General features: G+C 31.1%; 14 protein-coding genes and 2 tRNA genes. 8 read left to right on the forward strand and 8 right to left on the reverse strand.

What is annotated here, in order from left to right:
• Nucleotides 1-17: 17 nt before the first annotated feature.
• Complete coding sequence (locus tag IM532_RS05280; protein ID WP_194182397.1) at nt 18-1,937, forward strand: heavy metal translocating P-type ATPase; 1,920 nt, start codon at nt 18-20, stop codon at nt 1,935-1,937.
• A gap of 48 nt (nt 1,938-1,985) precedes the next feature.
• On the opposite strand, the gene IM532_RS05285 is transcribed toward IM532_RS05280, so the two are convergent.
• On the reverse strand, nt 1,986-2,816 hold the full coding sequence (locus tag IM532_RS05285) for a universal stress protein (RefSeq protein WP_194182398.1): 831 nt from the start codon (nt 2,814-2,816) through the stop codon (nt 1,986-1,988).
• Between the two features lie 162 nt (nt 2,817-2,978).
• Between IM532_RS05285 and IM532_RS05290 the strand changes: the two genes are divergently transcribed.
• Nucleotides 2,979-3,482, forward strand: coding sequence for an acyl-CoA thioesterase (locus tag IM532_RS05290; RefSeq protein WP_194182399.1), 504 nt, complete (start codon nt 2,979-2,981; stop codon nt 3,480-3,482).
• Nucleotides 3,483-3,490: 8 nt separating this feature from the next.
• A complete protein-coding gene (thiL, locus tag IM532_RS05295) occupies nt 3,491-4,552 on the forward strand; it encodes a thiamine-phosphate kinase (protein ID WP_194182400.1) in 1,062 nt (353 codons plus the stop codon).
• 126 nt (nt 4,553-4,678) lie between these two features.
• Here thiL and rpmA read toward each other — a convergent pair whose 3' ends face one another.
• Nucleotides 4,679-4,936, reverse strand: coding sequence for a 50S ribosomal protein L27 (gene rpmA / locus IM532_RS05300; RefSeq protein ID WP_194182401.1), 258 nt, complete (start codon nt 4,934-4,936; stop codon nt 4,679-4,681).
• 45 nt (nt 4,937-4,981) lie between these two features.
• A complete protein-coding gene (gene rplU / locus IM532_RS05305) occupies nt 4,982-5,287 on the reverse strand; it encodes a 50S ribosomal protein L21 (protein ID WP_194182402.1) in 306 nt (101 codons plus the stop codon).
• Between the two features lie 174 nt (nt 5,288-5,461).
• On the opposite strand from rplU, the gene IM532_RS05310 reads away from it, so the two are divergent.
• The 5 genes from IM532_RS05310 (at nt 5,462) to meaB (ending at nt 9,824) form a co-directional block, all read left to right on the forward strand.
• Entirely contained in the window at nt 5,462-5,695 is a 234-nt protein-coding gene (locus IM532_RS05310; RefSeq protein ID WP_194182403.1) for a FeoA family protein, read from the forward strand.
• Nucleotides 5,695-7,794 carry a ferrous iron transport protein B gene (feoB, locus tag IM532_RS05315; protein WP_194182404.1) on the forward strand — a complete coding sequence of 700 codons (2,100 nt, stop codon included), beginning with the start codon at nt 5,695-5,697 and terminating at the stop codon, nt 7,792-7,794. The genes IM532_RS05310 and feoB overlap by 1 nt, the downstream gene beginning before the upstream one ends.
• A gap of 6 nt (nt 7,795-7,800) precedes the next feature.
• Nucleotides 7,801-7,950 (forward strand): FeoB-associated Cys-rich membrane protein, encoded by a 150-nt coding sequence (locus tag IM532_RS05320; protein WP_194182405.1) that lies wholly within the window; start codon nt 7,801-7,803, stop codon nt 7,948-7,950.
• Nucleotides 7,951-8,118: 168 nt separating this feature from the next.
• On the forward strand, nt 8,119-8,811 hold the full coding sequence (locus IM532_RS05325) for a helix-turn-helix domain-containing protein (RefSeq protein ID WP_194182406.1): 693 nt from the start codon (nt 8,119-8,121) through the stop codon (nt 8,809-8,811).
• Nucleotides 8,812-8,879: 68 nt separating this feature from the next.
• Entirely contained in the window at nt 8,880-9,824 is a 945-nt protein-coding gene (gene meaB, locus IM532_RS05330; RefSeq protein WP_194182408.1) for a methylmalonyl Co-A mutase-associated GTPase MeaB, read from the forward strand.
• Between the two features lie 57 nt (nt 9,825-9,881).
• Here the strand turns inward: meaB and IM532_RS05335 are convergent.
• From IM532_RS05335 to IM532_RS05355, 5 genes are all read right to left on the reverse strand, one after another.
• Nucleotides 9,882-9,955, reverse strand: a tRNA-Asn gene (locus IM532_RS05335).
• 57 nt (nt 9,956-10,012) lie between these two features.
• A tRNA-Asn gene (locus tag IM532_RS05340) sits at nt 10,013-10,086 on the reverse strand.
• Between the two features lie 67 nt (nt 10,087-10,153).
• Nucleotides 10,154-11,464: an RIP metalloprotease RseP gene (gene rseP, locus IM532_RS05345; RefSeq protein ID WP_194182409.1), complete on the reverse strand. Its 1,311-nt coding sequence runs from the start codon at nt 11,462-11,464 to the stop codon at nt 10,154-10,156.
• Nucleotides 11,465-11,534: 70 nt separating this feature from the next.
• Entirely contained in the window at nt 11,535-12,140 is a 606-nt protein-coding gene (gene gldD, locus IM532_RS05350; protein ID WP_194182411.1) for a gliding motility lipoprotein GldD, read from the reverse strand.
• A gap of 17 nt (nt 12,141-12,157) precedes the next feature.
• Nucleotides 12,158-12,601 (reverse strand): single-stranded DNA-binding protein, encoded by a 444-nt coding sequence (locus IM532_RS05355; RefSeq protein WP_194182413.1) that lies wholly within the window; start codon nt 12,599-12,601, stop codon nt 12,158-12,160.
• Nucleotides 12,602-12,612: the final 11 nt, after the last annotated feature.

Consider the following 12,612-nt stretch of genomic DNA (forward strand, 5'->3'; position numbering starts at 1 on the left):
GCTTAAAAACAATATATATGTCAAATTGTAAAACATGTAGTGGAGAAAATCATGTACACAACGAAGAGCATGAACATAACCATGGTAACAGTTCTTATGGACTTTATATAAGTGTAGCAATATTTTTTATTGGTATACTTCTTCAATATATCATACAACCTGAATGGTTTATTAATACTGAATGGGTTCGTCTTATTTGGTTTTTAGCTGCTTATATTCCTGTAGCATTTCCTGTTTGGAGAGAAGCTTTTGAATTATTTGCTAAAAGAGATTTTTTTAATGAATTTTCGTTAATGGGAATTGCCACTTTAGGCGCTTTTTTTATTCAAGAATATCCTGAAGGTGTGGCAGTAATGCTTTTTTATACCATTGGAGAAATGTTTCAAGATGCTGCTGTTAATCGTGCAAAAGGAAATATAAAAGCACTGCTAGATGTTAGGCCTAAGTTGGCCCATGTTTTACGCGATGGAAAATATATGGCAGTACATCCAGATGAAGTAAATATTGGAGATATAATCCAAGTTAAAGTTGGAGAAAAGATAGCATTAGATGGGGAATTGATTTCAGAAAAAGGAAGTTTTAATACATCAGCATTAACTGGAGAAAGTAAGCCATCAGTTTATCGAAAAGGTGAAAATGTTTTGGCTGGAATGCTAAATCTAGAAAATGTAATTGAAATTAAAACAACTAAAAAATTTGAAGATAGTTCAATAGCTAAAATTCTTCAAATGGTTCAAGAAGCAAGTTCTAGAAAAGCAAAAACGGAATTATATATTAGAAAGTTTGCTAAAATATATACTCCAATTGTCTTTTTCTGTGCAGTTGCTCTTACCTTTTTACCGATTCTATTTGTCGAAAACTATGAGTTTAAAGATTGGCTATATCGAGGGTTAATATTTTTAGTAGTTTCTTGTCCTTGTGCATTAGTTATTTCTGTACCATTGGGTTATTTTGGAGGAATTGGAGCTGCTTCAAGAAATGGTATATTATTTAAAGGTTCTAATTATTTAGAATTAATGAGTAAAATAAATACTGTAGTAATGGATAAAACAGGAACTTTAACAAAAGGAGTGTTTAAAGTTCAAAAAGTGGAAACTTTACTAGAAAAAGATTACTTTATAAATATTGTTTCCGCTATAGAATCTCAATCAACTCATCCTATAGCTAAGGCTATTGTAAATGAATTTCCATCCAATTTAAATGCGGAAAGTGTAGAAGAAATCTCAGGAAAGGGTTTAAAAGGGAAAGTAAATCAGCAGGATATATATGTTGGAAATGCTCAATTATTACAGCAATTCGGAATTTCTTATCCAGCAGAAATTGATGAAATTGTTGAAAGTATTGTGATTGTTGCAATAGATGATAGATATGCAGGCTATATTATTGTAGCAGATGAGCTAAAACCAGATGCAATAATTGCAGTCCAAGAAATGAAAAAAGTTGGCGTTGATTTAACCATGATGTTGAGTGGTGACAAAAATATAATTACACAAAAAGTAGCGAAAGAAATTGGTTTAGATGAAGCTTATGGTGGACTTCTACCAGAAGGTAAGGTCGAGAAAATGCAATATTTAAAAACGGATAAAAATCGAGTAATAGCTTTTGTAGGTGACGGAATAAATGATGCACCAGTTTTGGCATTAAGCGATGTTGGGATTGCAATGGGAGGATTAGGAAGTGATGCAGCTATAGAAACTGCAGATGTTGTGATTCAAACTGATCAGCCTTCTAAAATTGTTACAGCAATTAAAATTGGTCGTGCAACAAGAAAAATTGTAATTCAGAATATCACTTTAGCATTAATTGTTAAAGCAATTGTTTTAATTCTTGGAGCTGGAGGTTTATCTAATATGTGGGAAGCTGTTTTTGCGGATGTAGGAGTTGCCTTATTAGCAATTTTAAACGCTGTTAGAATTCAGCGAATGGATTTTAAATAAAAGTAAACCGACTTTTAAAAAAATAATAAAGTCGGTTTATTTTTGTGTTTATTTTTGGTGGAATACAAATAATGGAACCTTATTTTTTGATGCAATTTTTTTCGTGAAGCCAGGAGAAAATAATTTATCAAAAAAACCTTTATTTCTACTTACAACTGCTAGTACATCTAATTTTTCTGTTTCAATAAACTCTAACACAGCATCAGCTGGTTCAGGATTTTTGACTACTTTAAAGTTTACAGGCTCATCTTTAAACTCTGTTTTCCAATTCTCCAATGCATTTTCATTGTATTTTCCATCTTTTGTAACATGAAGACATTTTATATTGCCATTGTGTCTATTGGCAACTTCAGTTAAATAATATAATGATTCTTTGTCTTTTTCATCAAAAACAGTAGTAAAGCCTATATTCTTAATACCTTTAAATTCTATATGATTTGGAACGCTTAAAATAGGAACCTTTAAAGATGTAATCGCATTAATCGTATTGGATCCGAAAATAATTTTTTCTAAACCAGTATTACCAGTGGTACCCATTACTACAAAATCAATTTTTTCTTCTTCAATAGTTTCACGCATCAAATAAAGAAAATTCCCTTCTTCTAATATGAATTTCATATTGATATGGCCTAAACCATGATTGTCAGCTATTTTTCTAAGTTGAGGAATATTATCTTTAAAATTTTCAAACTGACCTAGCTTTACGGTGTCATATACATTTTGGATTAATCCAGCACTCAAGCCACCATTTATAATAGGTAATTCATATACATGCAAAATATATACAATTGCGTCTTGACTTTCAGCTAAACTTAAAGCATATAGAAATGCGTTGTTTGCTGTTTCAGAAAAATCGGTAGGAAATAATATCTTTCTCATAATGTGGACCTTTTGTTTATATTAAATTTAAGTAAATTATCTTATTTCTAGTTAATGCTTTAGATTTATTTATTCTCAATTTTTTTATTTGTAATGACAAAAAATAGAAAGAATTGATTCATTTCAAATTATTACATTTGTAGAACAATTCTACTTTCAATTATGAACAAAATTTATACTCAAAAAACCATAGTAAGATGGTCTGATTTAGATGCAAATAAGCATTTAGCCAATGCATCTTATATGAATTTCACTAGTTTTGCTCGTATTGCTTTTTTACGTGATTATGGAATAACGATGCAAGATTTAGGTAATTATGGGATTGGTCCAGCTGTTTTACACGAAGAATTTTCTTTTTTTAGAGAAGCACATGAAGGTGAAGAAATTTATATTACAGTAGAAGTTGGTGGAATGTCGGATGATGGAATGATATTTCAATTTAATCAAAACCTATATCGTGCAGATGGCACACATTTATGCTCATCAGATTTAATAGGAGTTTGGTTCTCTATGAAAGAGCGTAAAATGAGTATTCCTGCCGTAGAAATGGTGGATAAAATAAGAAAATCATTTGAAGGAAAAGAGGTTAAAGTTTTAACTAAAATGGATTTGATGCGTTTACCAAAACGAGCGAAAAATGTAGATCCTTCAATTTTTAATATATAAAAAAGACAATGTTAGAAGATAAAAGTGTTTCAAAAACAAGTTTAGCCGAAATTGGAGAGTTTGGTTTAATTGAACAAATTAAAGAAGGATTTCCTATTCGTTTAGAAACATCCATAAAAGGTATTGGAGACGATGCTGCTGTAATTGATTACGGGACTGAAAAAACAGTAATTTCTACCGATATGTTAGTAGAAGGTGTAAGTTTTAGTTGGTCTTATATGCCATTAAGACATTTGGGTTATAAAGCTGTAGTTACTGCAATTAGTGATATTTTGGCGATGAACGCAATACCGAAACATATATTAGTTTCTATTGCAGTATCTAATCGATTTACGTTAGAAGCAATTGATGAGATTTATAATGGGATGAAATATGCTTGTGATAAATATGAAATTGATATTGTAGGGGGAGACACAACTACTTCTCTAAGCGGATTAATATTAAATATGACGGCAGTAGGGGCAGCTAAAGAAGAAAAAATTGTATACCGTAAAGGTGTAGAAGAAAACGACCTTTTAGTTGTATCAGGAGATCTTGGTGCTGCCTTTTTAGGAATACAAGTATTAGAACGTGAAGCGCAAGTAACCAAAGTAAATCCAAATAATCAACCTGATTTCGAACCATATTCATATTTAATAGAACGCCAGCTTAAACCTGAAGCTCGTTTAGATATTATTCGTCTATTAGCAGAAATGGATCTTAAGCCAACTTCTATGATTGATATATCAGATGGTTTATCTTCAGAAGTTATCCATTTATCAAAAGAGAATAATATCGGATTCAATATTTACGAAGAAAAAATCCCATTAGATCCTGCAGTTATTCGTACGGCTGAAGAATTTAAGATTAATCCTATTACTTGTGCACTAAGTGGAGGAGAAGATTATGAATTATTATTTACAATTAAACAAGCTGATTTTGATAAAATAAAAGGAAATCCTTATTTAACAGTAATAGGTCATGCAACAACTACTGGAGCTGATAATTTCTTGATTACACGTGGAAGCGAACAAATGATTCCTTTAACTGCGCAAGGTTGGGGAACTGCTGAAGAAGAAAAAGAGAATTAAACATAATAGGAATAAAAATCCTCTTCATGATAATTGAAGAGGATTTTTTTATGGTATAAAAAAAGCTCATCCTAAGATGAGCTTATATTTTTAGTGTTTTACCACCAATTGAATCTTAGCAAATAATTAAGCTAATGGTTCAACTGAAACGTAAGATCTGTTGTTACGTTTTTTAGTGAAAACAACTTTTCCGTCTACTAATGCGAATAACGTGTGATCTTTTCCGATACCTACGTTATTACCTGGATGATGTTGAGTTCCTCTTTGACGAACAATAATGTTACCAGCGATAGCTGCTTGTCCACCAAAAATTTTAACTCCTAAACGTTTCGATTCTGATTCGCGACCATTCTTCGAACTTCCGACCCCTTTTTTATGTGCCATTTCGTTTTACTTTTAAGGTTAATAATTAAATTAAACAGTACAATCTTAACCGATTGTTACTACTTCAATTTTAGTGAATTGTTGACGGTGTCCGTTAGATTTTTGGTAACCTTTTCTTCTTTTCTTTTTGAAAACGATTACTTTATCACCTTTAACGTGTTCAACGATTTTAGCTACTACTGTAACTCCATCTATAACTGGGGCGCCCACTGTGATTGCTCCGTTGTCAGTTAATAAAACACGGTCGAATTTTACTTCGTCACCTGCTTCACCTGCCAAACGGTTTACAAACAATTGTTGGTCTTTTTCAACTTTGTATTGAAGCCCTGCTATCTCTACAATTGCGTACATAAAATTAATATTTATTGATATAAAATTGACTGCAAATATATAAACTTTTTTTCATTCAGCAATCTGAACTTATTGATTTTTATATTAAAAGATTTCTATTTATGATATTTCTTCTATTTGGATTAATTAAAAATTAAATAACTTTGCTGGAAAGATGTTTTTAACAACGAGACAATGAGTAAAACATTAAAAGACTTAAAGATAGGAGACTTTGCAATTATCAGTGGATTTGTAACTGAGGATGTTCCCGCAAAGCTATACGATATGGGATTTATTCCGGGGACTGAGTTTCAGGTAAAGAATAAAGCTCCCTTTGGAGGCCCAATTTGTATTAGTATAATAAATAACAAATCACTTTTGGCATTAAGAAAGTCGGAAGCAAGTCAAATTTTGATTGAGAAAATATAATGAATTCATATACAATTACATTAATAGGAAATCCCAATGTAGGTAAGACATCTTTATTTAATAAATTAACTAACCTTCGTCAGAAAGTAGGGAATTATCCTGGGGTTACTGTTGAGAAAAGGGAAGGAAATATTGAACATAACGGCAATAAGTATCATATTATTGATTTACCTGGTACATATTCTATCTACCCTAATTCATTAGATGAAGAAATTGTTTTTCAGATTTTAGGAAATAAAGCTAACAAAGATTATCCTGACTTAGCTGTAGTGGTTTCTGAACCTAGTAATTTAAGACGTTCTATTCTCTTATTTAAACAAATTCAAGATTTAAATGTTCCTTCGATTTTCGTTATTAATATGAAGGATGAAATACAAGCGAAAGGATTAGAAATTGATCTTAATAAATTAGAAGAGCTTTTACAAACTAAGGTTGTCTTAACCAATGCTCGTACAAGTGAAGGGCTAGATGAGCTCATTCAGCATTTTAATTATAAACCAAAAATTGCCGAATCTACTTTTGAAGCAGGACAATTATATGATAAGGCAATACACGAAGTTAAATCTACTTTTAAAATTGATTCAGATTACTTGGCTTGGTTATATTTAGGTCAGAAAAATGTTTCTTATTTATCTTCAGAGTTACAAAATTCGTTAGCATCAATTAAGAAATCGTATAAAATAATTGAAAGACGATTACAAGTAAAAGAAACGTTAGATCGTAATAAATATTTAGATAATTCTCTCAAAGATATAATTACATATACTCATCGTAAAGAGACTTCTTCTACAGAAAAGTTAGATAAAGTTTTAATGCATCCTATTTTAGGGTACGGAATTTTTATGTTAGTTATACTTTTAATGTTCCAGGCGGTATATACATGGTCGGGACCATTAATGGATTATATTGATGGATTGTTTGGTACATTACAAAATTTGGCAACAACTACACTTCCAGCAGGACCGTTAGTAGATATTATTTCCCAAGCTATAATTCCTGGAATTGGAGGAATTGTAATTTTTGTACCACAAATTGCTATTCTGTTCTTATTTATTTCTCTAATGGAAGAAACAGGTTATATGAGTCGTGTAGTATATTTGATGGATCGCTGGTTAAAGCCATTTGGATTAAGTGGAAAATCCGTTGTCCCGTTAATTTCAGGGGTTGCTTGTGCCGTTCCTGCGGTTATGTCTGCCCGAAATATTGAAAATGCTAAAGAGCGTATGCTTACAATCTTAGTAACTCCTTTCATGACTTGTTCAGCTCGTTTACCTATTTATATAGTGATTATCGCTTTAGTTATACCAGATGAAAAATGGATGGGGCTTAATTTACAAGGTTTAGCATTATTTATAATGTATGTTTTAGGAGTTGTTGGTGCTTTAGGAAGTGCAATGATTCTAAACTTAATTATAAAAGCAAAACACAGAAGCTTATTAATACTTGAGTTACCAACTTATAAATTACCAGATTGGAAAAATGTAGGTATTAATGTTTGGGAAAAAACCTTAGGATTTTTAATCGATGCAGGTAAAATTATTTTTGCAATATCTATCATTTTATGGGTTTTAGGATCATTTGGACCGGGAGAAAGATTTAATAATGCAGAGGAAATTGTAACTGCGCATAACCCAAGAATTTCGGATGAAGATTTAGAAAATGAAATAGCATCTTATAAATTAGAACATTCTTATTTAGGAACAATTGGTTCGGTTATTGAACCTGTTGTTAAGCCTTTAGGATATGATTGGAAGATGGGAATCGGATTAATTTCTTCTTTTGCAGCACGCGAAGTATTTGTTGGTACAATGTCTACAGTGTACAGTTTAGGGGAAATTGATGTTGAAGATGACGCTCAAAAAGGTAAACTTTTAAGCCGAATGAAAGCGGAGATTAATCGCAATACAGGGGAAAAGGCTTATACATTTGCATCGGGTATATCATTATTATTATTCTATGCTTTTGCAATGCAATGTATGAGTACTATAGCAATCGTTAAAAGAGAAACTAATTCTTGGAAATGGACATTGATTCAAACCGGGTTTATGACAGGATTAGCTTATATCGTAGCTTTAATTGCTTATCAATTTTTAAAATAATTTAAAATGGATAACATATATATTCAATATGCTTTTATAGCTTTTCTATTAGGATTTGCTGTGTGGTATATTATAGGAATGATAAAAAATTCATTCAAAAAAGATAGTGGAGGATGTTCAAAAGGATGCGGATGTTCATCTACTCCAAAAGACTAAAAATTATTAATATTAAAAATAAGGCTTAAGACGAAAATCTTAAGCCTTATTTTTTTAAATATTTTCTTAAATTTACAAAGTGTTATAATGAACTTAAAATATTCATTTTCATGTTAATGTGTTTTATAATTTAAGATATAAATAAAAAAGAATTGAGATTTAACGCTTATGAATAATTTAGATTTTACAACTATTACAATAATTGTTATTGCGCTTGTATGTATACTTATAATCAGTTTATACTTTTTGATGAAAAAAAGCTCACAAACTGAACAAAATAATACTATCCAAAATACAACTCCGGAAGCGTCTCTTGAGGTTGAAAATGATATTCATCCTATCGAAGAAACTGAAAAACCATCTCTAGAAATTATTATTGATAAGAAAATAGAAAAACCAGAAAATAATATTCAATTAGATGAAAAACAGGATGATATAGCGAATGAAGAAATATCACAGAGTAAGTTAGGAATAAATATTTCTTCTAAAACTGAAAAGGTTCTTTTGAAAAAATTAGAAAATTTCGAAAAAAATAAAGGGTTTTTAAAAAAAGATGTTAATCTAAATAATTTAGCAAAGCAATTTGATACTAATACAAAATATTTAAGCGAAATTATAAAGAGCTATAAAAAAAAGAACTTCAATCAGTATCTAAATGAGTTAAGAATAAATCATTTATTAAATGAATTGGAAAATAATGAAAAGGTATTAAATACGAAAGTAAGTTACTTAGCGAGTGACATGGGATTTAGTTCTCATAGTTCTTTTTCAACACTTTTTACTCAATATGTTGGTAAATCACCCTCCGAATATATTAAGAAATTAAAAGAAGCTAAAAATACTGCTGAGCTTATGAAATAACTTTTATGTTGAACTATTTCTAGATAAGAAGTAGTTTTTTAATATCTCAAAAAAAATATCTGATAAAGATGTCTAAAACAATTAATACACAACAATTAATAAATGATATAAAGGACGGGAAAACATTTGCTCTTAGCCGTGCAATAACTTTAGCAGAAAGTACCCGTATAGATCATTTAGAAGTTGCACAAGAAATAATACAAGCTTTTCCGTTGACCAAGTCATCAAAACGGATTGCTATCACTGGTATTCCAGGAGTAGGAAAAAGTACATTTATCGAAGCCTTAGGGCAATTCTTAGTTTCTAGAGGTAAAAAGGTTGCTATTTTAGCAATTGACCCTAGTAGTTCATTATCTAAGGGAAGTATTTTAGGAGATAAAACGAGAATGGAAGAGCTTTCTAAAAGCGATTTAGCTTACATACGTCCGAGTGCTACAAATGGAAATCTTGGGGGAATAACCTCTCGTACTTATGAAGCAATGTTACTGTGTGAGGCTGCTGGATATGATCATATTTTAATAGAAACTGTAGGCGTAGGACAATCTGAAACTTTAGTAAATAAAATATCGGATCTCTTTTTATTTCTACAATTGCCAGGATCAGGAGATGATCTGCAGGGGATAAAGAGAGGTATAATGGAAATGGCAGATATAATTTTTATCAATAAAATTGATGCTTTCCAAGAAAAATTGATAAAAGATGCAAAAGTCGATTTAGCCCGTTCTCTGCAATTTTTACCTACAAAAGCCTCTCAATGGAAGCGCCAAACGATTTTAGGGTCAGGATTGAAAGAGAAAGGCATTAATGAGCTTTGGGAAACAATAGAGAAATACTTTGAAGTTATAAATCATAATGGATTTTATGAAAAAAATAGGAGACAACAACAATTTCTTCAAGCCGAAACTTATGTATTAGAAATTATAGAAAGGCAAACCAAAGAAAAATTAAAAGCTAAACCATTTGATGAATCTTTTGTTAATGCTTATGAAATGGCTAAAGAATGGATGAAGTAAATGGATTATAAATAAAAAAAGGCTATCAAATTTTGATAGCCTTTTTATTATTTGATGCTCCTCCTCTTGGGCTCGAACCAAGGACCCTCTGATTAACAGTCAGATGCTCTAACCAACTGAGCTAAGGAGGAAAATCCAAATTTATTTTTGAATAAGTCTTTGTTTGACTTAGTTTTTCACTAAAAAAGCTCCTCCTCTTGGGCTCGAACCAAGGACCCTCTGATTAACAGTCAGATGCTCTAACCAACTGAGCTAAGGAGGAATGTTGCTTAATTGTGGGTGCAAATATAAAAGGATTTTTTACACCCACAAAAAAAAATTAAAATTTTTTATCCAAAAATTATATTTACAATGTCATTTCCGAAGATAAATACCATTAAACCAAGGATTATGATTATTCCTACCATTTGTGCTTTTTCTAAAATTTTCTCACTTGGAGCTTTCCCAGTAATCATTTCGTAAAGTGCAAAAACTGCGTGTCCACCATCTAATCCTGGAATTGGAAGTAAATTAATGAAGGCTAGCCATGCAGAAATCATTGCTGTAAATGACCAGAAAAATAACCAGTTCCATTCCGTTGGCATTTGTTTTACCATCCCAATAGGTCCTGCCACTTGTTTACGTCCATCTTTTACTTGGAACAATGTTCCAATACCACGAACTTGCGTAGCGATTGCATCAAAAGGTTTAACGACACCTGCACTAAGGCCTTCTCCAATTGAATAATTTCTTCTACCTTCTAATGAGTCAATATAACTAGATTTATTACCTATACCAATTTTCCCCTCTTTATCGATAGCAACCATTAATTCAACAGGCTGACCTTGTCTCTCAACGCTTAATGCTACAGTTTTACCTTTATATTGCTCTAATTTTTTAGTAAAATCATGGTAATATGGCGTAGTAAATCCATCAATAGCGATGATTTTATCATCTTTCAAAATTCCAGCTTTTTGTGCAGGAGTTTCAACTAAAACTGTATCAACTTCAAATGTAAATTGAGGTACAAAAAAACCTTGTTTATAATTTAAAATTTGAGTTCTAAAGTTTTCATCAATAGGTAAAGAAATCTCTTTTCCTTGGCGGTTTACCTCAAGAGTAGTACCTCCAAGCAAAGATTCTTTATTTATTTCTTCTAAAGAATTATATTTTATCCCATTTACACCTACAGGAATATCTCCTGTTTGTAAACCTAAAGTAGTTTGAATAGAATCTGTAACAATTCCATATTTCATGTTATCTACTTTGGTAAAACGCTCCCCATTAGCAATTAATAAAGCTGCATATATAATCATCGCTAAAACGATATTTACAATAATACCACCTAACATAATGATTAAACGTTGCCAAGCTGGCTTAGATCTAAATTCCCAGGGTTGCATTTCCCCTTTCATTTGTTCGGTGTCCATACTTTCATCAATCATACCGGCAAGTTTCACATAACCTCCTAATGGAAGCCATCCAATACCATATACGGTATCACCGATTTTCTTTTTCCAGATTGCAAATTTTACATCAAAAAAGACGAAGAAACGATCTACACGAACGCCAAACCATCGTGCTGTAACGTAATGTCCTAATTCGTGTAACATTACTAACAACATTAAACTGAGCATTAAATGCCCGATTTGTACTAACATATTTATAAAAATTAGTTGCTTTTAAATTTTTTCAATTACAAAAATAATCGAATTTAAAGATTAATAGATTTTATTTTCTCCAAGATAATGTTTCAATTAACTGTTGTACATCTTTTTTGATGTATTCTATGGCAGGTGCTAATGAATCTGCTTTGGGCTCAGTGGAGAAATAGACTGAACCTGAAACAAAATTATGAATGCTATCTGTTGCATGAAATTGAAGATTAATTGCAGAGTTTCCACCTAACTCATATAACGTACCAAAAACTTTTTTTTCAGGAAATTCAAAAATCTGTGGAGATATAAAGCTAGCTTTCACCGTTTGATCTTGAACAAATCGTTCACTTTCTTTAATTTTTAAAATTAAATCTTGTTTTGAATTTACAGGGAAATAAGTTAAATAAATATTAGCCTTCATTTTCGGATAGTTAATAATATACCAATCCTTTTGTTTTCCTTTTTTAATTTTCCCAAAATTTGAATATTCAAATTTATAAGGTGTTTCTTCTTTAAACTCAATATATTCTGCAACGGGATATTCCAATCTAACTTGGCCTAACGGTTTAACTGCTTCAGATTGATCTGAACAAGACATAAAAAAAATAGCACTAATACATAATGCTACTAAACATAAAGTTTTTTTTACAAGTATAGAACGCTGTAAATTGTTATTCATTCTTATTAATTTCTTTTTTAGAACGGTAAATCATCTTCTTCGATAGATTCCACATCTATGTTGGTAGATGTATTTCCTGTAGAAGGATTTATCTGTTCGGGTTGTATTGATGTTTTTGATTCAGAATCAGTTTTTGGTGTTAAAAATTCAATCGAGTTAGCAACAATTTCTGTTGTATAGCGCGTTTGGCCATTATCATCCCACTTTCTCGTTTTTATACGTCCTTCCACAAAAACCTTATCTCCTTTCTTAAGATATCGACCACATAATTCAGCCAATTTATTTCGAGTTGTAATATTATGCCACTCTGTTTCGGTTATACGTTCTCCAGTTCTTGAGATGTAAGATTCTGTTGTTGCAATAGGAAACCTCCCAATACAATTCTGTTCATCAAAATTATGCAATTTTACATCATCGCCTAAATTTCCGATTAAGATAACTTTGTTAGTAGTTCCGTTCATAGCTTTTCGTG

The organism is Faecalibacter rhinopitheci, from assembly GCF_015234135.1.
GTDB classification, from domain to species: domain Bacteria; phylum Bacteroidota; class Bacteroidia; order Flavobacteriales; family Weeksellaceae; genus Empedobacter; species Empedobacter rhinopitheci.

Excerpts from the sequence above, each read along its gene's own strand:
- IM532_RS05280 (WP_194182397.1), top strand. The coding sequence starts at position 18 with ATGTCAAATTGTAAAACATGTAGTGGAGAAAATCATGTACACAACGAA.
- IM532_RS05285 (WP_194182398.1), bottom strand. The coding sequence starts at position 2,816 with ATGAGAAAGATATTATTTCCTACCGATTTTTCTGAAACAGCAAACAAC.
- IM532_RS05290 (WP_194182399.1), top strand. The coding sequence starts at position 2,979 with ATGAACAAAATTTATACTCAAAAAACCATAGTAAGATGGTCTGATTTA.
- thiL (WP_194182400.1), top strand. The coding sequence starts at position 3,491 with ATGTTAGAAGATAAAAGTGTTTCAAAAACAAGTTTAGCCGAAATTGGA.
- rpmA (WP_194182401.1), bottom strand. The coding sequence starts at position 4,936 with ATGGCACATAAAAAAGGGGTCGGAAGTTCGAAGAATGGTCGCGAATCA.
- rplU (WP_194182402.1), bottom strand. The coding sequence starts at position 5,287 with ATGTACGCAATTGTAGAGATAGCAGGGCTTCAATACAAAGTTGAAAAA.
- IM532_RS05310 (WP_194182403.1), top strand. The coding sequence starts at position 5,462 with ATGAGTAAAACATTAAAAGACTTAAAGATAGGAGACTTTGCAATTATC.
- feoB (WP_194182404.1), top strand. The coding sequence starts at position 5,695 with ATGAATTCATATACAATTACATTAATAGGAAATCCCAATGTAGGTAAG.
- IM532_RS05320 (WP_194182405.1), top strand. The coding sequence starts at position 7,801 with ATGGATAACATATATATTCAATATGCTTTTATAGCTTTTCTATTAGGA.
- IM532_RS05325 (WP_194182406.1), top strand. The coding sequence starts at position 8,119 with ATGAATAATTTAGATTTTACAACTATTACAATAATTGTTATTGCGCTT.
- meaB (WP_194182408.1), top strand. The coding sequence starts at position 8,880 with ATGTCTAAAACAATTAATACACAACAATTAATAAATGATATAAAGGAC.
- rseP (WP_194182409.1), bottom strand. The coding sequence starts at position 11,464 with ATGTTAGTACAAATCGGGCATTTAATGCTCAGTTTAATGTTGTTAGTA.
- gldD (WP_194182411.1), bottom strand. The coding sequence starts at position 12,140 with ATGAATAACAATTTACAGCGTTCTATACTTGTAAAAAAAACTTTATGT.
- IM532_RS05355 (WP_194182413.1), bottom strand. The coding sequence starts at position 12,601 with ATGAACGGAACTACTAACAAAGTTATCTTAATCGGAAATTTAGGCGAT.